Raw genomic sequence first — 19,943 nt, 5'->3', positions numbered from 1 at the left:
AATTAATATTTTCCGTAAAAAGTTAACATTTATTTATATACTATGAATCATAACAACTCCATAAGGTAAACCGTGTTACTACTCGATCGCAAAAATTTTGGCGAACAAGCCATTAATAAGATTGCCACTCTCGCTCTTTCCAGCCAACTTAACGAAGCACAACAGCTAAACGTCCGTGTTAAAACCGATCCGACGCTTCTCTCTCAAGGGAAATTAGCCTCTCTTTTAATTGATGGGACGGGATTAGTGACCCGAGGGGATTTGCGGATGCAGCAAATGTACTTAGAAATGGATGAAATTGCCGTCAGTCCCTTCAAAGCATTGATGGGAAATATTGTTCTCACTCAACCCACTCAAGGAACGGCAAAATTTGTGCTGACGGAGAAAGACTTCGATCGCGCTTTAAATCGTTTGCAATTGCGCGATCGGGTATCTTGTCAGTTGTCGAAAAATGGGGAATTAGCGATCCTAGAGAGTCAAGATCGGGTTATTCTAACAGCAATACCCACGATCCAAGGAAAAGGAGAAAAGGTCACGTTAGAAATGCGATCGCTTAACGCTTCTTTTCCCGCCAAGCAAGTTAAAATACTCGTGGGAGAACTGGAAAATATTCTCAATCTGCGAAATTTTGGCATGACAGGTATTGCTTTAATAATTCAGAAGCTAGAGCTAGGAAATGGTTATTTAACCTTAAACGCAACGGCAACAATGACACAATTTCCTGCAAAATAGAAGAACAATAACAACGCTCATTCTGAAATACTCTTGAGAAAACTGCGATTTAATCCTCGTTTCCTTGCCTTTCTCTCTTTGGTCGTCATTGTTCCCATTGGCATCTCTACCAAATTCTATCATGGTATGGGGGCTCAATGGGTCAGCGATTATTTAGGCGATGTTCTTTATGAGATGGCTTGGTGTTGGTTTTTGTTTATCTTTTTTCCTACTAAAAAAGCTGTTTGGATAATTCCGATTTCAGTATTTATCATCACTTCCTGTTTAGAATTTCTACAATTGTGGCATCCTGCCTGGTTGCAAGCTATTCGGGCTACTTTTGCGGGTAGAATGCTACTTGGGACAACCTTTGTCACCGCAGATTTTTTCTACTATGCGATCGGCTGTTTGCTAAGTTGGCTTTGGTTGCGACAAATTTGGCAAATTCGCCAATAGAGAATCAGTAGGAATTCTGCCTATTTACACTTCTTTACATAGTTTGGGTGCGTTAGATTATTCCTCGCGCACCTTAAAATTGTTGTAAATACTCTTCATATTTGCGTCGGAGTTGTTCAATATTTAAAGGTTGTAGCCAATATTCTACCAAGGCATAGCCTAAAGCCTTCGCCGTTTTAGATATTTGAATGCGTTCTTCAGAGGAGATTGATTGCTCTAATAATAACGGCCAGAGGGCAAGTAAATCAAAGTTATTTGTATTAGGATTTTCGAGATTAAAAAGGGAGAATAGATCGTAAGCCATTTGGAGTTTACCAATTACAACGGGTAATTGTTCAATGGGAATTTGTTCGGCGAGTAAATAAGCTAAAGCTGGAGATCCTGTCGTGAGAGTAGAAATGAATTGCAGGATGGGGCTTTTGAGTAATTCTGTTAGTCCTTGAGTGGTTTTCATTTGGAAGCTGTAGCGATCGATAATTTGGGCCGCAGCGATGGTTTTAGTCTCGCGATCGCGCAAAAAACGGGCGAGGCGAATTTGTTTGCTGGGGTCGATCGCTTCAATTAAGGCGATGGAAAGAACATCTGCACCCCAAGAAGGGCGATCGCCATCGCGGGTAACTAAAGGGAATACACCTTCACAAAAATCCCCCAAATTTTCGAGGCGATATTCTGTTGCCCCGCGAATGGCTTTTTCTTTGGGACGATGACCGTTTTGCCAATTGTAGGGGGGTTGCCACTCGCGGACGGGACGCAGGCGATCGACTTGGGTAACGACGGCGATCGCGGGTAAGTCTGCAATAGTATTTTTAATTTCTTGCAGGAAGTCTGCATCCATTTGCAGGGCAGGATCGAGGGCGGGAGTAACCACTAAAACGAGGTCGGCAGTGGTGGCAAAATCTAAGACTAATTCTCGTAAATCTTCCCGATCGCTTTGTTCGTAACCTGGAGTATCCCATAAAGTGAGAGTTTCTCCCATTTGGGTTTGCCAGTGATAGTTTTGAATTTTGTCGGTACTGGGTAAAACATCAACTTCAGCGCGATCGCTGGCAAAAAGAGTGTTAATTAAGCTACTTTTTCCGGCTCCAGTGCGCCCCACCAGGAGAATATTGAGGGGTTTAGCTGCAATTTTTTCGACGGGTTGCGATCGCTGGAGGATTTCTTGTAGAGTTTGGGTTTCCTTGGGTTTAAGATCGAGATTGGTTGGGGTAGTATTACCGTAAAGGGCGATCGCTTGTTGGCAGAGGTTTTTTAAAGCAGCCTCTCGCAGGAGTTGCCCGAAGTTGGCGAGGAGTTGTTGATTTGCTGCGTTAGTGCTGGATTTGCTCACCTGTCGTGCCAAAGCTACAGCAGGATTTAAAACCCATTGCCCCCAGTTCCAGACTTTAACAAGAATGCGGGCAGAGGGTTCTACTTTTTGGTACATTTCATAGGCTTGGTAAGCCTGTCCGATGGAGACGCGATCGAGGACGGGGGAGAGTTGCTGCATCCAGCGATCGAGGTCGTCTACGGTGCCGCGAATGAGTCCGTAGGCTTGAGGAATGTAGATATTGAGGAGAGGATATTTAACTTCAGGATGGTAGATATGGGCGATTGCGGCGACCATTTCCTGACATCTTTGCCAAAAGGTCGGCCAGTCCTCCCAAAACGGCGCATCTTGGCGGGTTTGTTGCAGGATATCCTGTAGGGCGTTTTCTGCTTTTTTGAGGTCTTCTGGGCTTGTTTCTCTGGCTTCTAAAGGATGTTGAAGTTGCGTTACGACTTCTTCTAGGGGGACAAGATTGGGTTTTGTCCATTTCACCAACAGCCAGCGCCAACCCACAAGAGTGAGAACAAAAATCCCCCAGATCCAACTGATGCCCCAGGCTTGAATTTGCCATCCTGCTGCGATGAGAAAGAAAAGGGCGATCGCGGCGATCGGGGTTGCGAGAATGACCCATTGCCAAGGCTTTAATTTTATCATTGGTTTAACTCTAATACTTATCTTTATTTAGTATAAAATATTCTTAATTTGTCGCGCATTAAATTCTCGACCTTCATATAAAGAGTAACACTCATTATTTTAGTTTTCCTAGTTTACGCATTCTCGCTACAAAAGAAGATTCTCCTGCTTCTAAACGTCGTTCTTCTGAATCTTGAAAGCGCTGTTCGATTTCGAGATCGCACTGCTCTTTATATTCCCAATAGTAAGCTAGTGCAGAATAAATCTGACTCATTTGAAGATGGGGATATTGGTTTGCGAGTTCTTCTGGTGTCCAATTGTAGGCCTTTATAGCAGAAATCAGTTCTACAACCTTCATGCGCGTTCCGGAAATAATGGCGCGATCGCGATCGTTTAATTCAATGTACTTAAATGCAGTTGTTGTAATAGGCATGGGTTTTATGGAGGAGTAATGTTATTGATTGGGGTGCATCTCAATAATGTAAATTCGTAGAGTGTGCAGGGAGAATTATCAATATTTTTCAAGTTCTATTAGTATACCCTACCCACCCTACTAACTGGAGGACTACTTTTTCTAGAGGGACAAGACTGGGCTTTGTCCATTTCACCAACAGCCAGCGCCAACCCACAAGAGTGAGAACAAAAATCCCCCAGATCCAACTGATGCCCCAGAGATGAATTTGCCATCCTGCTGCGATGAGAAAGAAAAGGGCGATCGCGGCGATCGGGGTTGCGAGAATGACCCATTGCCAAGGCTTTAATTTTATCATTACTACAAAAATGATCGTCTATTGTTGTTCTATATTTCAAGAAACTAGACTTAACTCATAACTGATAACTAAAATTTCCTCAGCTTTTAAAATAGCCATTGCATACTCCTCTCCACAAGAATCGGCAAACTCTACTAAATACTTTGATTCTTGAGATCGATTGTAAATTTCCACAATTGTTCCAATTTGTCCTCTTGGTAAATTTATAATTGAATCATACGCTGATTCTACGAGTGTTAACCTGTCTCGTGGAATAGGGTAGAGATTGGTAACACTGTCTAATAAATTGGGTTGTTTCATTAGTCTGTAGGTAGTTTAAGAAAAGCAGAAATTAAGCGAGGACTGAGATTATTTGAGGTAATTTCCCAAATGGTACGAAGCGTAACCCGATCGCGATCGGGTAAGAGCCAATCAACTTTATATTGTTGTCCAAATTCTGTAACATTTTGTTGAAAAACTTCGCCTTCAATTGCGGCTATTTGAATTAAAGCTCTCAGTTCCTCTGCATTCGCTGCAGTAATGCCCAAAACTGATGCAAATACTCGAGCCTTGTGTTTGCCGCTAGAATGCTTGGGATTTAGGCAATAACCGACTAACTTTTGCATAGAGATTTCAGCGCGATCGCCATTGGGTAATTTCATAATAAAGCACTGTTTTAGAGTATCAAAAGAAGAAGAGCGATATAAATTCGCTAAAAAAATTAACAATATTGAGGGATCGCATCCCCCAAAATAGAATAAAGGCCAAAATTCCCCAAACTTCAATGCTAGAACATGATGTAATTATCGTCGGTGGCGGACTCGCCGGCTGCCGCGCCGCCCTAGAAATCAAACGGATCGACCCGAAAATCGATGTCGGTTTAGTCGCCAAAACCCATCCCATCCGATCGCACTCCGTCGCCGCACAAGGAGGGATCGCCGCCAGCTTACAAAATGTCGATCCCGAGGATGGCTGGGAAGCCCACGCCTTCGATACGGTTAAAGGTTCCGACTACCTCGCGGATCAAGATGCCGTGGAAATTCTCACCAAAGAAGCCCCTCAAGTTATCATCGACCTCGAACACCTCGGAGTCCTATTTTCTCGCCTTGAAGACGGACGCATCGCCCAACGCGCCTTTGGGGGACACTCCCATAAACGCACCTGTTACGCCGCCGATAAAACCGGCCACGCCATCTTGCACGAACTGGTCAATAATTTGCGCCGTAACGGAGTAACAATTTACGATGAATGGTACGTCCTGCAACCGATCCTCGAAGAAAACGAAGCGAAAGGATTGGTCATGTATCGCATCCTTGACGGCACTATCGAAATTGTCCGCGCCAAAGCCGTCATGTTTGCAACAGGAGGATACGGACGAGTTTTTAATACCACCTCCAACGATTATGCCTCCACGGGGGACGGTTTAGCCATGTGTGCAATGGCAGGATTGCCCTTGGAAGATATGGAATTTGTCCAATTTCACCCTACCGGATTATATCCCGTCGGTGTATTGATTTCTGAAGCCGTGCGGGGAGAAGGGGCATACCTGCGAAATAGCGAGGGAGAACGTTTTATGGAACGTTACGCCCCGAAACAAATGGAACTCGCCCCTCGGGATATTACCTCAAGGGCGATTACTTTAGAAATTCGCGCCGGGCGTGGCATTCATACCGATGGAAGTGCAGGAGGGTCTTTCATCCACCTAGACTTGCGCCATCTGGGGAAAGAAAAAATAATGAGTCGCGTCCCCTTTTGTTGGGAAGAAGCCCATCGTTTGGTGGGTATTGATGCCGTTAACGAACCCATGCCCGTCCGTCCCACCGCACATTACTCAATGGGGGGCATTCCTGTCAATACCCAAGGACGGGTGCGAAGGAGTGGTCGCGAATTAGTGGAGGGCTTTTTTGCCGCCGGAGAATGTGCTTGCGTTTCGGTTCACGGTGCCAACCGCTTAGGGAGTAATTCCCTCTTAGAATGCGTGGTTTACGGGCGCAAAACTGGAGAGGCGATCGCCCACTACATCCCGTCCCGTCCAATGCCCAGCTTCGACCCGCAAACCTATCTCACTGCTGCCAAACAGCGCTTACACGACCTGATCGAGCAAAAAGGAACAATTCGTATCGGTGAGTTGCGATCGCAGTTCCAAGACTGTATGAGCGAACATTGCGGAGTTTTTCGCACTGAAGCCATTATGCAGGAAGGTTTGAGCCAATTGCAAACCCTGAAAGGCAAACTCTCACAAATTCGTCTCGATGACAAAGATTTTTGTTGGAATAGCGAGTTAGTAGAAGCCTTAGAATTGCAGAATTTGGCGATCGTGGCGGAAACTATCCTCACCTCCGCTTTAAACCGCAAAGAAAGCCGAGGGGCGCATTCACGGGAAGACTATCCCCAACGAGACGATCGCAATTTCCTCAAACATTCCCTCGCCTACTATTCCCCCGAGGCGATCGACCTCAAATATATGTTAGTGGTCATTAATCGCTTTGAACCCAAAGAGCGAAAATATTAGGAAAAGAGTCAGGAAATCCCATTTGTATCGAATTTAACGGAATTTTGTTCTTTTTTTCGGTATCGATTGTGGGTTATCATCATTTACACGCGGGTTTATGAAAGGCGAAAGCGAATACATCCAGGAAATCGGAGCAACACGGGTACGAGTTTTAAGTGAAGCACTCCCTTATATTCAACAGTTTGCGGGTAGGACTGTTGTGATTAAATATGGTGGCGCGGCAATGAAAGATGCTCAACTGAAGAAACAAGTGATTCGCGATATCGTGTTTCTCTCTTGTGTGGGAGCCCGTCCCGTCGTGGTTCACGGCGGTGGACCCGAAATTAATACTTGGCTCGGTAAAATCGGCATTGAACCTCAATTTAAAGATGGGTTGCGCGTGACGGATGCAGCGACAATGGATGTTGTCGAAATGGTGTTAGTCGGGCGAGTTAACAAAGAAATTGTTTCTCTCATTAGTACGGCAGGAGGTTCGGCCGTTGGATTGTGCGGTAAAGATGGTAATTTAATTACTGCTCGCCCAGTCGGTCAAAAGGGCATTGGTTTTGTTGGAGAAGTGAGCAATGTTGATATTAAAGTCATTGAAACCTTAACAGAAAGGGGTTATGTTCCTGTCGTTTCTAGTGTTGCGGCGGATATTAACGGACAAGCTCATAATATTAATGCCGATACAGTAGCGGGGGAAATTGCGGCAGCATTAGGGGCAGAAAAAATGATTTTGCTTACCGATACGCCAGGAATTTTAAAGGATTATAAAGACCCCTCTACGCTATTAACTAAATTGGATATTCAACAGGCCAGAGAGTTAATTGATGATGGCGTTGTTGCGGGAGGAATGATTCCTAAAGTTAATTGCTGCGTGCGATCGCTGGCTCAAGGTGTAAAAGCTGCCCATATTATTGACGGGCGCATTCCCCATGCTTTGTTGTTAGAAATGTTTACGGATGAAGGGATCGGCTCGATGATTGTTGCCTCGGGTTATACGATCTAAAGAAATATGAATGGAGTGAGAGAGAAAAATTTCCTCTCTCATTGCTCATTTTTTATCTGGGAATAGACTGATTGGACAAACGGCGCACAGCAACAACGGCGGGTTTAGGGGGATCGTTCGCCTTCCGACCCGGCCAGTTTGACCCGATGGGAACCTCGCGAGATTGAATGAACTCCTCACCATCCGTCGTTTGCATCGCATACTTGCGCGTTTCCGACTTCATCCCCTGACGAATGCCATTACGTTCCCCTGGATGTTGTACCGCAAGGAATAAGGTCCCCTCATCTTGGGTGAAAAACGGTCCCGTACACTCGCACTCACTCGGTCCAATACCAAAAGGATAGGCCTCTCCCGCACTAGGTCCCGAAGTGGGTAAAAACCAGATGGAATTGTTGCCAAAAATCCCTAATAAATCCTTCTGAGAAAGGGGTTTTCCCTCTTTCATGCGACTGGGAACGGGCTTATTATGAGCGCTAGTAGACATATCCGTAACGACCCAGAGATTGCCCGTGTTGTCGATTTCGATATTATCAGGGTTAGAGAAACCCGTACCCCCCGCAGCCGGTTCTCCTCCCATGGCCAAAGCCTGCCAACGGAAGGTCATGGCACCGGGGTCCATTCCCTCTTCCTTCAAGCTAACGATCCAGCCAAACTCGTAGGGAACTTCGCCATTAGGACCCTTAAAGATGCGGGTATCGGGTCCGCCATCTCCCCCTGGAGTTCCGGAAGTGAAGGCAATATAAAGGGTTCCATCTTTGGCAACGATGGTATCTTCCGGACGTGCTGTAGTGGTGATTCCTGCGGCATTTCCGGCATAATGTGCGTCGATGAGGATGGCACCCTGTTTCTCTGCTTCCGTGCCTGGGTAGAGGTCGCCAAGGGTGGGAAATTGCGTTTTTATCGCCTTAGCTTCGGCATCCTTGGTCACTTTCACAACACCCCCCGCATTGCGATCGGGGTTGGGAAACTTGACCATTCCTCCCCCAACGGTACTGGGAAGGATGGGATCGATCGCGGTACTGGGAGTCAAGGGAATCCAGCTTCCTGTCCCGTCAGGATTGAATTTCGCCCCATACAGCATTCCCTCTTCGAGAAGGCGAGAATTAGCCTTGTCGGTGACATTGCGAACTGTATCTTGAGAAACGAACTTATAGAGATGTCCTCCCCGGCGATCGCAGCCCGAATAAACGGCTAATTTTTTCCCTGGACGCACTAAAAACCCGACAGCTTCGTGACGGTAGCGCCCTAACCAAGTGTGTTTTGTGCCGTAGTCTTTGGGGTTAGCGGGATCGAGTTCCACCATCCAACCGTACTTATTTCCTGCCAAGCCAAAAGGATTGCCTTGACCCTCAATTTCCCCAATTCCAAAGGGTTTCGAGGCAGGAGGTAGAGAAGAACCATCCGCCATCACGGGTTCGGGAACGAGGTCTTGATAGTTCTCTTCCGCACTAAAGACAGTTCCCCAAGGGGTAGTTCCTCCGGCACAGTTGCCAAAAGTACCAATAATTTTGCTACCTAAATTATCGTCATAGCCTTGTTTGTTGCGCTTATTAAAGATAGCAACGGCGGGACCGGTAGATTTAAGATAGCGTCCATCTTCTAGCCCGGAAATTCCTGTCACGCGGCGATCGCGATCGCTATAGGTTCGCACCCATTGTCCATCGGGGTTACGACGCAGAGAAATCACTCCCATTCCTACATCGATCATGGCTTCTTTGGCAATTTCTTGAATTTGTGCCTTTAAGGGACTATTGGAGAGTGCAAAAGCATCGATCGTGCCTTCACTACCGGTTAGGGCGCTTTTAACTGCCTCAAAAGGCAGAGATTTACCGATCGCTTCCGGATAGGTTGCCATCCAGGTTTGCCCGCTAATATACTCAAAATTAATGGTTAAATAGCCTTCATTGGGGGCAGTTTCCACAAAGGAAAGATAGTCGTTGTTATAGCCGAAGCGAGAATCCCCAACGCGATCGCCCCAAGCAGCAATGACATCATAAGTAAAGCCTTTCGGTAAAACAAGATCGTCTTGAACTTGATAGGTACTGTAAGACTCAATTTGCTTTGTTTGAGTTAGCGCATTAACCTCTAAAGGAATTGGGAGTTTAACGGGTTCAAAACTTAAACCATTAGCCAACAAGGAAGAATCCGCGCCCGAAAATGGCATCGAGAACCCTTGACGCGGAGAAGCCAAAGAACCGAGGGCAACACTCCCAGCACTTGCTCCCATAAACAACAAAAAGTGACGACGTTTAATGCCCATTATCTTTTTAGTTTGAAAATTGTTCGTTCTCTTGGTTTTTTAATTTGAGGCTGTTAAAATTCAGCACATAGCACTCGATGCTAGAACAATTTGTTTAGAATTATATAAAGTTGAGGTAATCCCAAGGTTAAGATTATCACTTCACTATTGCTCATTGGACAGCGACAGTCTTCTTGTCCTATTCCCTTGAGCAGGTCATCTAAGCTGTGAAGCATTTAAACGACACTAACTGAATTCCCTTTGTTTTTTAACTTTCGCCCCCATTGAATTATCAACTCTCCTTCATTCACCGATCGCCTTTTTGCGTTTCTGTTCCTTTTGCTTAAGTTCTTGTTCCCGTCGGAGTCGGTTTTGTACAGCCGCGATCGAAGCATCAACGGGAAAACCTGCAATAGGAATTGTTTGATATTTTCGTGCTGCTTCTAACTGCTTCAACTCCGTGTAATCTACCCAATGAATGCAGTTTACCGGACAAGTATCGATCGCCTCGCCGATGCTGTCTTCCGAGTCCCCATCTTGACGAATCACCCGCGCCCGTCCATAATCTGGCTCAATATAAAAAGTATTCGGAGACGTATGGGCGCAGTGTTTACAACCGATGCAAGTAACCTCATCGACGTAAACACCCTTCTCTCGCAGTTTTCCACCTAATTCTGGCTCAAAACCCGTGCGATCGGGGGCATCTCGAAAAACGCCCCCTAACTCTGGTTCAAAACCCGATCGCGCTTGAGTAGGATCGAAATCGCTCATTTAAGCACTCCAGCGCTGGACAACCAAACAAATAGAACCATCTTCATTTTTCTGTTCTCGCGCTACTTGAAACCCTTGTTTTACTGTTTCGCTAACTACGGTGTGATAGGCATAACGCTGAGTGACCTGCTTAATAAAACCTTCCACAGATAAAGGCTGTTGCCAGTATTGCAGATCGGCAACCATTTCATATTCTTCACCATTCCAGCTAAAACCGATGTCGTAGTCGTTTTCTTGTTCTACGACAACTTCAGCACTCTGAGTTTTGCCCTGATAACCCCGAACAGTTTCGGGTCCTTCTTTCCACTCAATATCCAAGTCAGTCAAAGCCGCTTTGAGAGAAACGAGATTGCGAATTTGGGTTTTGATATTGCTGAAATGAGACATATTGTAAAGTTCCTTAATGAATAATTGAAATCAGAATTTTATGTAGGGGCGCAATGCTTGCGCCCCCTTGCTCATTTTGACCTTACCAACTCGTCCAAGTCGTTTGGGGGTTGGTTGCTGCAACAGAATCAGAGACTTTCCCCTGTTGCTTGAGGGCGTAATAGTCTGAAGTTTTTTCCACAGACATGACTCGACCGAGTTGTGCCTCGATCGCCTCGGTGACTTCCGCGCAAGATTTGCCCACGATTCCCGTGACCTTCTCTTGTACGCGACCGTCTGGATAAATAATGAACTCTAGGGTTTCCATGCTCATCGCTGGGGGTTGCTCCTCCAAAATGCAGATAGAGAATAGGGGGAAAAATGCGATCGCAGTTCTCTTTTTGTCTTACCCATTTTTCGGCGAAACAGTATTAATATTTCAAGAATCTTAACAAAGTTTCGTATTAATGGAACAACTCGCTTCAATATTTTGTTAAGTTTCCCGTAACTTTTTCCGAGAGTCAAGGAATTTAACCTAAAACGAGAGAATACGGGAGTGGGAACGTCTCGCTCCCTAGTTGCGTAAATCCTCTAAATTAAGGATTCTTGTGGAAAATCTTTGCTTCAAAATAAAAAATTTCTCTCTAGAGATAGATGCAACTTCAATTTCGGAACTGGTTTAAAAACGGTTTACTCTTAGGACTGATTGCGAGTTTGGCGATCGCCCTCTTGAATGTCCCTATTTCTCCGCGTTCTTTACCAATGGATGCGGGGGAAGTTCGTGGTGTTTGGCTAACCAATGTCAATAGCGGCGTACTCTTTTTCCCTTGGGGTATACAACGCGCTGTTAATACATTGGCGCAATTGCATTTTAATACTCTCTATCCCGTCGTTTGGAATCGAGGAGATACGTTTTATCCCAGTGCGATCGCCAAAGCAGCAACCGGACGCGATCGCGAACCTTTCCTCAAACTCATGCACTTGGGTTCTGATGTACTCAAAGAGGTCGTAACCCGAGGACATCAACAAGGATTTAAGGTTATTCCCTGGTTTGAATATGGTTTGATGACTCCTCAAGGTTCAGTCTTAGCTAAACGTCATCCCGACTGGTTTACGCAAACCCTAGATCGACAGCGAAAAGAATATCGCGATGCTTTTCAAGATAGCGAAGAACCCAAAAAGTCCTTTGAGTGGTTCAATAATTTATTTTCCATGCGTCAGGTGTGGTTAAACCCGTTACATCCAGAAGTGAGGAAGTTTATCAAAGGACTGATTTTAGAGGTTGTCCAAAACTATGATGTTGACGGCATTCAAATCGACGATCATTTTGGGATACCCGTGGAAATGGGCTACGATGATTTAACACTACAAATCTATCGAGAGGAACACCAGGGCAAATTACCGCCCAGCAACCCTTACGACCCGCGTTGGATGGGGTGGAGAGCAAACAAAGTGACTGAGTTGATGACAGAAATTTATCAGGAAGTTAAAGCCATAAAACCCGATTGTCTTATTTCTCTGTCTCCCAATTCTCAAAGCTATTCCTATACAAATTATCTACAAAATTGGCAAGTTTGGATTGCTCGAGGTCTGATTGATGAATTAGTCCTGCAAGTCTATCGTGGCGATCGCCAGGGCTTCATTAACGAACTCTCTCAACCCCCAGTCCGTTTCGCCCAACAACAGATTCCCGTCAGTATTGGCATTTTAAGCGGAGTCGTCTCCAAACCCGTCCCTATGAATACTATTCAAGAACAAGTTCGAGAAGTCCGCGATCGCCATTTTGCTGGCGTTTCCTTCTTTTACTGGGAAAGTCTCTGGGGTTACATCGCCCCAGAATCCCCAAAACGCCGCAGACAAGGCTTTCACGACTTATTTACCCGATGAATCTCCCCTCATTTTTCCCCGCTTTGTAAACAAATATTACAATAATGCTGTCATACTGGCTTGGCATCTTGACAGTTTCCTCAAAAGGCAATTAAGATGACACAACATACCCGGGTAAAAACAAAACAAGCACGAGATGCAAGACAAGCACAAAGTTACTCTTTATCTTCCACCAGACCTCCACCGTAGGCTTAAAATCAAATCCGCCGTGGATATTGAATCGATGTCCGCAATGGTAGAAAAGGCCGTTCTTTTTTACTTGCAGCATCCGGAAGTTATCGAAGAAACCCAGGAACAAACTCAATCTTTGAAATCCTTGACGGAAAAACAAAAACAAGGACAGAAACAAGGACAAAACCATCAGGTTTATCATTGTCCCGACTGTCGTTCTCCCGTTGTTCAAAGGGATGGTGAATTGATTTCCTTAAAAAATCAAGCTGGCATTCTTGTCAATGAAATTTCCCAAGAAATTTCTGTTGAGAAAGTACGCGAGCAGGTTAGAGAAGAACTCAATTCTCATTCTGAATCTCGAGGGGAAGAGACCTTAGTTCCTTGTTAAAGTTTCCTGTTCAAGTTTCCCATTATCCGATTTCTGTTGGGGTTTTCTGTCAGAGAATTCCGCTTCATTGGAATCTTATTTCACTCTCATTGCCCGATATTTTTAGAGATTTTAGATTTTTCTGAATTGATTTTTCTGAATATCTTTAGATCGCAAGGGGTTTGATTGTTGAGCGATCGATTACTTAAGGGTTAATCACCATGAAAGAAGAATTAAGCATTCTCATCAAAGCTCAATATCCCCTAATTTATCTCGTTACCCCCGAGGAACAGCGAGCAGAGCAAGCGATCGCCCGCATCGCTCGAACAGAAACCCAACACCAACAGGTTTTTGTTTGGACGATGACCCAGGGGATGGTGGAATGCGGAAACGAACAGACAAACCCAGATCGGAATCAAGCGCGGAATTCAACCCGACATAATACTGTCTCTCCAGAAGCGGCAATTAAATGGGTAATTCAGCACGAACAGGCGGGACTATTTATATTTAAAGACTTACACGATTTCATTACAGATCCGGGCGTAAAGCGAGCATTAAGAGACGCGATCGCCTCCTTTAAAGGGACTGAGAAGATTATTATTCTCATGTCTCCCTTACAAGAAATTCCTATCGAACTCGAGAAAGAAGTCGTCGTTCTTGACTATCCCCTGCCCAATATGGCAGAACTGAATAAAGTTCTCGATCGCCACCTCGATAAAACCAAAACTAGCCGAATCACCACAGAAGTTCGCGAAAAACTACTCAGAGCGGCACTCGGTTTAACCAAAGACGAAGCCGAAAAAGTTTACCGCAAGGCCTATGTTAAAGCCGGTCGTCTCACCCAAGAAGAAGTTGACATTATTCTCTCGGAGAAAAAACAACTGATTCGACGTAATGGCATTTTGGAATATATCGAAGAAGATGAAACTCTGGACGCGATCGGAGGTTTAGACGAGTTAAAAAAATGGCTGCGCCAACGTTCTAACGCCTTCACCGAAAGAGCCAGAGAGTACGGACTTCCCCAACCCAAAGGAATGCTCATTTTAGGGGTTCCAGGCTGCGGTAAATCCCTGATCGCCAAAACCACATCGCGGCTGTGGGGATTGCCCATCCTGCGCTTGGATATGGGACGAGTGTATGATGGTTCGATGGTAGGGCGATCGGAAGCCAACTTACGCAACGCCCTCAAAACCGCCGAATCCATTTCTCCCGCCATTCTTTTCATTGACGAACTTGATAAATCCTTTGCAGGGGGGACGGGTTCTGCGGATTCCGATGGCGGTACATCGAGCCGAATTTTTGGTTCCTTCCTAACCTGGATGCAGGAGAAAACCTCCCCAGTGTTTGTTATGGCAACAGCGAACCGGATCGAACGATTGCCAGGGGAATTTTTACGCAAAGGACGCTTTGACGAGATATTTTTTGTTGACCTTCCCACGCAACAAGAACGGGAAGAAATATTTAGAATTCATTTATGCAAGCGACGGGATGACATTGCACGCTTCGACCTTCCCCAACTTGCTACAATGTCCGACGGATTTTCCGGAGCAGAGATCGAGCAGGCAATTATCGCCGCCATGTACGAAGCATTCGCCCAAGATCGGGAATTCGTACAAATCGATATTATTGCGGCACTCAAAGCCACTCTACCTCTGTCCCGAACCATGATGGAACAGGTAACTGCGCTGCGAGAATGGGCCAGACAGCGTGCCAGACCTGCCGCCACCGCCACGGCTGAATACCAGCGCATGGAGTTCTAACAGGCTTTCTCCCCTCGTTTTGAAGGGAGCAAAGACTAGCAAATCGCTAGTAGTTTAACGTTAGCAAGTCGCTAACAAGCAAAAAAAAAGCTGCCTTCAGAAGCCACTCTGACGGCAAGCTCAAACTCAAAAACACATCACAAATATATCACTGTCGTTTACCTTTTCGAGAGGAAATCCAAATGTCTCATTTCAGCACCTTGCGTACCAAAATCTCCGATGTTGCGATTCTCCAAACCTCTTTGCGCGATTTGGGCATCAGCGTTAAAAACGATGCTGACGTTCGCGGTTATAACGGACAGCGCGTTCGCGCCGATTTGGTTGCCGTTCTCGATGGCGAATACGATCTCGGCTGGTCTCGCAATGGCGATGGTACCTTCGATTTGATTGCCGACCTTTGGGGTGTTGCTAAGAAGCACAACCAGACCGAGTTGATCAACTCCATCAATCAAAAGTACGCCGTTAACAAAACCTTATCTGAAGTGAAGCAACGTGGTTTACAGAATGCCAATGTTAAGTTGGTTATCCAGTAGTCTCCAGTTTGCGTTCCGAAATATAGGGGTTAACTATTTTTCAAGTTAACCCTTTTTTTGCACTTAGGAGTTCGGTATACCGAACTCTTTTTTTTCAAGAGTCAATACAGGCGATCGCTTCACATTAAAATCATGGCACTCGAGTTAATGCTTCGCGAACGACTTCTACCCCAGCATCAATACGACCGATATTTTCTGTAATATAGCGTTTCCATGCTTTTGTCCCTGGTTGTCCTGTAAATAGTTGCAACATATGGCGAGTGATACTGTTTAGTTTTAGACCTTTCCCCGTCCAGTATTCAAGATAGGGGAACATTGCTTGCACGATCTCTCGACGAGTCGGGGGTATCTGAGTCTCTCCATAAAAATCGCGATCGCAGGTTGCAAACAAATAGGGATTATCATAAGCAGCGCGACCGATCATAACCGCATCAATAGATTGCAATTGTTCTTGAACTTGTTGCCAATGGGTAAATCCGCCATTAATTTCTATGATGAGATGGGGAAATTCTTGCTTGAGGCGATGAACATCAGCATAACGCAAAGGGGGAACTGTGCGATTTTCCTTGGGGCTTAACCCTTGCAACCATGCCTTCCGCGCATGAACGGTAAAACGCTGACAGCCAGTTTCGGAGACAATACGCACGAATTCTCGCATATCTTCATAGCGATCGCGATCGTCCACCCCAATTCTATGTTTGACGGTGACAGGAATCGAGACTGTTTGTTGCATGGCCTCTACTGCTTTGGCTACAGTTTCCGGTTGCAGCATCAAACAGGCTCCAAAATTGCCGCTTTGCACTCGCGGACTGGGACAGCCTACATTCAGGTTTACTTCGTCATAGCCCCACTCTTCTGCAATTTTTGCACAAGTTATCAACGCTTCTCGATCGTCGCCTCCCAACTGTAAAACGAGGGGTTTTTCTTCTGGAGAGAAACCGAGGAGTTTTTCGCGATCGCCGTGCAGAATTGCTGCTGTTGTCACCATTTCTGTATAAAGAAGCGTCCGTCGCGTGATTTGTCGCATAAAATAGCGAAAATGGCGATCGGTGCGATCCATCATCGGCGCAATGCTGACGGGATATTGAGAAGGAATAAGGGAGGAAACGCGATCGGATTTCTGAACTTCGGCTAACACAACTTTAACTGATTAAATATTTTTGATAACACTCTAGATCGAGTTTAACGAGAATAAGGTCATCTCGGTTGAAAATGGGATGGGTGAGTGCGTTGAACACAGTTGGAAAAACATAAACTGGGATTATAGCTCATAAATAATATCTAATTCACTGCTCTATAGTTTGAGGGTGAGAGTTAAAATCTTATTCCATTGTTCTTTATGGATTTTTTGCAACTCTGTATCAACTTCAACTAATTGTGAATATCCATCAACAAATTGTTGTAGAGACATAACTAATCTCAAATAGTATTTTAAAGTCGGGAGAACTCCATTGATGATTATTTGACAACCATGAGTTTCACGAACTTGTTCAATCTCATTCTCAATTTGTTCTTTTTCCGATTCTTGAATATCTGCTGATGAATAAATGCAATATCGTTGTGGGTTGAATTTAATGATTTTGTCTTTAGCAATACGAATCATTTGCAAATCGATTGCTTTCCCATGTTTAATTTCAATTACTTCAATCAATTGATCGTCGCGATCGTATATTTCAATATCTCCTGCACTTTTAGAGGTGCGATCGGAAGCAGTATGACTTCCTAACGGTTTTAGCCTACATTCTTCATATCGACTAATTTCCTCAATGATTAATTCATAAATTGCATAAAAAGCAAGCACAGGAAGTTTTGATGCTCCATGAGTTTTGTAATTATAATTAAAATGTTTTTTCAAACAGTTAATAATTGTTTTGATGTCCAGTTTTTCAGCATTCTCAATCCGTACAATTTCAACCTTATTAGCTTCAACAATTTTTCTAGATTCATGCAACAGCATTTGTAACACGATTTCTGCTCGATCGCCATTATTTTGTACAAAATCAATAAGATTTAAAAAGGCTTCTTTAACGGCGCGATCGCTAATTTTTCCATTATAATCAAGAGTATAAGGATAAGGTTGTTCAAGAGAACGAGTGAGCCAGCCACTCTCAGCCATTGCAGGTAAACCTAATTCCTGTAAGGTCGGTGTAACTTCTTTAGTGTCAATTGTTCGACCTGAAAATCCTCCTTGCATATTAGATTGATGATATCTAATATCTTGCTTTGGATATAAAATTTTATGAACTACTAATGTAATGAAAACAGTATAAACAGCTTTTTGGCGAGTGCATTTTTTTGCAATTACATTAATAAAATTTATATACTGGATTGGAATTTCTTGTTGAATTTTATCAATAGAAATTGAACGATTATAAATTTCAATCAATTTATTTTTATGTTCCATAGCCTGAAGTCCTGGAATTGCTAATTGAATAGGGGATGATTTTTGAGAAATACTTGCAGTTGTTATATTAGCAGAACTATTATGATTGAATTCATTTTCTAAAATTTGCTCTCTTAATTGTAAAGCAATTTCATACATCATAGGAATACAGACAGAATTACCGACCTGCTTATAACACTCAGAAACGTTTTTATGAGTGATAAAATGATCGGGAAATCCCATGATTCTATAGCATTCCTTAAGGGTCAATTTACGCACAGAATTTTCTTCAGGAATATGAATAAAAAAACGTCCTGAAGTCTCTTGAGAGGGGATAGTAGGATGTACACCATCAATTGAATAAATTCGGTTAGGTTGATGGTGAACTCGAGAAAGATGTTCTGTATTAGGTCTAATTCCTTTTTTCCAGATACTTTTATTTCGATAACCAACGAAAATTAATCCCGATCTTTGCTGCTTGGGATTTTCGATCATCGTATATTCTGTAGGGTTTAAATATTCAAATTTACCAGATTGACAGAGAAATTCTCTAAGTGGATAGATTTGAGAATCGATCCGAATGCGTTCAAAATCAAATTTTTGTTTTTTTGTTGCGATGATAATGACTCGTTCTCGATTTTGAGGTAAACCAAAATCTTTTGCATTTATTACCTTTAAACTCACAAAATAACCTAAATCTTCTAGAGAATAAAGTATAACTTTCAAAGTTTTACCTTTATCTTGATGGAGTAAATGCTTGACATTTTCTAGTAAAATGACACTGGGATTTTTTGCCTCAATAATTTCACAAATTGAAAAAAATAAAGTCCCCCGAGTATCTTGAAACCCTTTTCTTTTTCCACAAATACTAAAAGGTTGACAAGGAAATCCTGCTGTTAAAACATCAAAGTCAGGTAGATTTTTAATCTCAATTTTTGTGATATCTACTTCGGGAAAATCACCGAAGTTATTAAAATAAACTTCTTGGCAGGCAGGATTAATTTCACAGGAAGAAACACATTGATAACCAGCCTGTTCAAATGCTAGACGAAATCCACCTATTCCAGCAAAAAGATCCGCAAATTTAAAGATTTTAGAGAATGATTTTAAATGCTGAGTATTAATATTTAGTTTACTTATTTTCTGTTGACAATTCTGCACTAACACAATAATGGGATGAATAGATTTTGTAGGCTTCTCAGTATAGCAAATTTTTAACCTAAGCTATTAACGCAATAGAACCAGTAAGAAGTTTGCCTGCACCAAACTTGAAATGCTTTCCAATCTTGCAAAGAAGCGCGATCGCGGTAAATCATACCCGTTTTTGCGTCAGAGGGGATTAATATTCTAGATGAGGTTTTATGAGAACGATAATGAGAATCGAATTGCGGGAAACTCGAGTAAAAGATTTAGATTTTGTGCTAACGGTTGAAGGCGATCGCGAAAATCGTCCCTATATCTATCAATGGAGTAGAGAGCAACATCAAGCAGCCTTTACCAATGTCGATATATTTCACGGTATCATTGAGGCGATCGCCAACAAAAAATTACTGGGCTATTTTATTTTAGAAGGGTTGCAAAGCCCCGATCGCTGCTTGTCATTGCGACGGATCGCGATCGCACAAAAAGGACAAGGATATGGACGAGAGGCATTGCAATTGCTGAAAAAACTGGCATTTGAGAATTATAATGCCCATCGTTTCTGCTTGGATGTCAAAGAATTTAACCAACGGGCAAAACACTTATACGAAACCGAAGGATTTGTGCTGGAAGGAAAATTACGCGAAAATTTTCAAGGCGAAAATGGCTTCGAGTCGTGTTACATTTTGTCAATATTAGAGCAAGAGTATCGCAGTACACCAAAATTGATTTATTGATGATAAGTAAAGGAAATTTCATCGACCACTTTCATTCGTCCCGTGCGAGTTGCTCGAAGTAGGCGATCGATCGAAGCTCTCTCCTCTTCCGGCAAAGAATCATCTAGAATCGCCGCCATTAAACCATAGCGATCGGCAAGGGTGATTTTTCCTGCTTGGCTCGCTTGGGCAAATAAATGAGATAAAGCACCTGGAATCAGACGAGGTGAAGACTCAAAGGCATAGAACATA

21 protein-coding genes are annotated in these 19,943 nt (G+C 43.7%); 9 read left to right on the top strand and 12 right to left on the bottom strand.

The features are described from left to right. Positions 1 to 72: 72 nt before the first annotated feature. Positions 73 to 732, top strand: a complete 660-nt coding sequence (locus VB714_RS22190) for a DUF2993 domain-containing protein (RefSeq protein WP_323226867.1) — start codon at positions 73 to 75, stop codon at positions 730 to 732. A 33-nt stretch (positions 733 to 765) separates the two neighbouring features. Then, entirely contained in the window at positions 766 to 1,167 is a 402-nt protein-coding gene (locus VB714_RS22185; protein WP_323226866.1) for a DUF2809 domain-containing protein, read from the top strand. 73 nt (positions 1,168 to 1,240) lie between these two features. Here the strand turns inward: VB714_RS22185 and VB714_RS22180 are convergent, their stop codons facing one another. From VB714_RS22180 to VB714_RS22160, 5 genes are all read right to left on the bottom strand, one after another. Further along, entirely contained in the window at positions 1,241 to 3,127 is a 1,887-nt protein-coding gene (locus tag VB714_RS22180) for a GTPase family protein (protein WP_323226864.1), read from the bottom strand. Positions 3,128 to 3,221: 94 nt separating this feature from the next. After that, positions 3,222 to 3,539: a DUF433 domain-containing protein gene (locus VB714_RS22175; protein WP_204101864.1), complete on the bottom strand. Its 318-nt coding sequence runs from the start codon at positions 3,537 to 3,539 to the stop codon at positions 3,222 to 3,224. A gap of 88 nt (positions 3,540 to 3,627) precedes the next feature. After that, the gene (locus VB714_RS22170) at positions 3,628 to 3,876 is read right to left on the bottom strand and encodes a hypothetical protein (RefSeq protein WP_323226863.1); all 249 of its coding nucleotides are present in this window, start codon (positions 3,874 to 3,876) and stop codon (positions 3,628 to 3,630) included. Positions 3,877 to 3,912: 36 nt separating this feature from the next. Then, complete coding sequence (locus tag VB714_RS22165) at positions 3,913 to 4,176, bottom strand: DUF4926 domain-containing protein (protein WP_323226862.1); 264 nt, start codon at positions 4,174 to 4,176, stop codon at positions 3,913 to 3,915. Then, complete coding sequence (locus tag VB714_RS22160; RefSeq protein WP_323226861.1) at positions 4,176 to 4,517, bottom strand: DUF6883 domain-containing protein; 342 nt, start codon at positions 4,515 to 4,517, stop codon at positions 4,176 to 4,178. Before VB714_RS22160 ends, VB714_RS22165 begins: the two co-directional genes overlap by 1 nt. Before the next feature lie 122 nt (positions 4,518 to 4,639). Between VB714_RS22160 and VB714_RS22155 the strand changes: the two genes are divergently transcribed. Further along, complete coding sequence (locus tag VB714_RS22155; protein WP_323226860.1) at positions 4,640 to 6,367, top strand: succinate dehydrogenase/fumarate reductase flavoprotein subunit; 1,728 nt, start codon at positions 4,640 to 4,642, stop codon at positions 6,365 to 6,367. A gap of 97 nt (positions 6,368 to 6,464) precedes the next feature. Continuing rightward, positions 6,465 to 7,358, top strand: a complete 894-nt coding sequence (gene argB / locus VB714_RS22150; RefSeq protein ID WP_323226859.1) for an acetylglutamate kinase — start codon at positions 6,465 to 6,467, stop codon at positions 7,356 to 7,358. Between the two features lie 52 nt (positions 7,359 to 7,410). Here argB and VB714_RS22145 read toward each other — a convergent pair whose 3' ends face one another. From VB714_RS22145 to VB714_RS22130, 4 genes are all read right to left on the bottom strand, one after another. Further along, positions 7,411 to 9,618 carry a PhoX family protein gene (locus VB714_RS22145; RefSeq protein WP_323226858.1) on the bottom strand — a complete coding sequence of 736 codons (2,208 nt, stop codon included), beginning with the start codon at positions 9,616 to 9,618 and terminating at the stop codon, positions 7,411 to 7,413. A 282-nt stretch (positions 9,619 to 9,900) separates the two neighbouring features. Then, positions 9,901 to 10,368, bottom strand: a complete 468-nt coding sequence (locus VB714_RS22140) for a 4Fe-4S domain-containing protein (protein WP_323226857.1) — start codon at positions 10,366 to 10,368, stop codon at positions 9,901 to 9,903. Beyond that, positions 10,369 to 10,755 carry a DUF1257 domain-containing protein gene (locus VB714_RS22135; protein ID WP_323226856.1) on the bottom strand — a complete coding sequence of 129 codons (387 nt, stop codon included), beginning with the start codon at positions 10,753 to 10,755 and terminating at the stop codon, positions 10,369 to 10,371. A gap of 82 nt (positions 10,756 to 10,837) precedes the next feature. Further along, positions 10,838 to 11,068: a DUF2997 domain-containing protein gene (locus VB714_RS22130; protein WP_323226855.1), complete on the bottom strand. Its 231-nt coding sequence runs from the start codon at positions 11,066 to 11,068 to the stop codon at positions 10,838 to 10,840. Between the two features lie 320 nt (positions 11,069 to 11,388). Between VB714_RS22130 and VB714_RS22125 the strand changes: the two genes are divergently transcribed. From VB714_RS22125 to VB714_RS22110, 4 genes are all read left to right on the top strand, one after another. After that, positions 11,389 to 12,621 (top strand): glycoside hydrolase family 10 protein, encoded by a 1,233-nt coding sequence (locus tag VB714_RS22125; RefSeq protein WP_323226854.1) that lies wholly within the window; start codon positions 11,389 to 11,391, stop codon positions 12,619 to 12,621. A 136-nt stretch (positions 12,622 to 12,757) separates the two neighbouring features. Beyond that, positions 12,758 to 13,180 carry a hypothetical protein gene (locus VB714_RS22120; RefSeq protein ID WP_323226853.1) on the top strand — a complete coding sequence of 141 codons (423 nt, stop codon included), beginning with the start codon at positions 12,758 to 12,760 and terminating at the stop codon, positions 13,178 to 13,180. Positions 13,181 to 13,380: 200 nt separating this feature from the next. Beyond that, positions 13,381 to 14,919: an AAA family ATPase gene (locus tag VB714_RS22115; protein WP_323226851.1), complete on the top strand. Its 1,539-nt coding sequence runs from the start codon at positions 13,381 to 13,383 to the stop codon at positions 14,917 to 14,919. 182 nt (positions 14,920 to 15,101) lie between these two features. Beyond that, positions 15,102 to 15,452, top strand: a complete 351-nt coding sequence (locus VB714_RS22110; RefSeq protein WP_323226850.1) for a DUF1257 domain-containing protein — start codon at positions 15,102 to 15,104, stop codon at positions 15,450 to 15,452. Between the two features lie 130 nt (positions 15,453 to 15,582). Here VB714_RS22110 and dusA read toward each other — a convergent pair whose 3' ends face one another. Together dusA and VB714_RS22100 are read right to left on the bottom strand one after the other, a co-directional pair. Next, a complete protein-coding gene (dusA, locus tag VB714_RS22105) occupies positions 15,583 to 16,590 on the bottom strand; it encodes a tRNA dihydrouridine(20/20a) synthase DusA (protein ID WP_323226849.1) in 1,008 nt (335 codons plus the stop codon). Between the two features lie 156 nt (positions 16,591 to 16,746). Further along, entirely contained in the window at positions 16,747 to 18,927 is a 2,181-nt protein-coding gene (locus VB714_RS22100; protein ID WP_416309765.1) for a DNA cytosine methyltransferase, read from the bottom strand. Positions 18,928 to 19,208: 281 nt separating this feature from the next. Between VB714_RS22100 and VB714_RS22095 the strand changes: the two genes are divergently transcribed. Next, entirely contained in the window at positions 19,209 to 19,712 is a 504-nt protein-coding gene (locus tag VB714_RS22095; RefSeq protein WP_323226847.1) for a GNAT family protein, read from the top strand. Here VB714_RS22095 and VB714_RS22090 read toward each other — a convergent pair. Continuing rightward, a complete protein-coding gene (locus VB714_RS22090; RefSeq protein ID WP_323226846.1) occupies positions 19,706 to 19,942 on the bottom strand; it encodes a hypothetical protein in 237 nt (78 codons plus the stop codon). The genes VB714_RS22095 and VB714_RS22090 overlap by 7 nt on opposite strands. Position 19,943 lies beyond the last annotated feature (1 nt).

This window comes from Spirulina sp. 06S082 (genome assembly GCF_034932145.1).
Classification (GTDB): Bacteria; Cyanobacteriota; Cyanobacteriia; order Cyanobacteriales; family Spirulinaceae; genus CCY15215.
The sequence above is the reverse complement of the archived record's forward strand: the minus strand, read 5'-3'. Positions and strand labels throughout refer to the sequence as shown.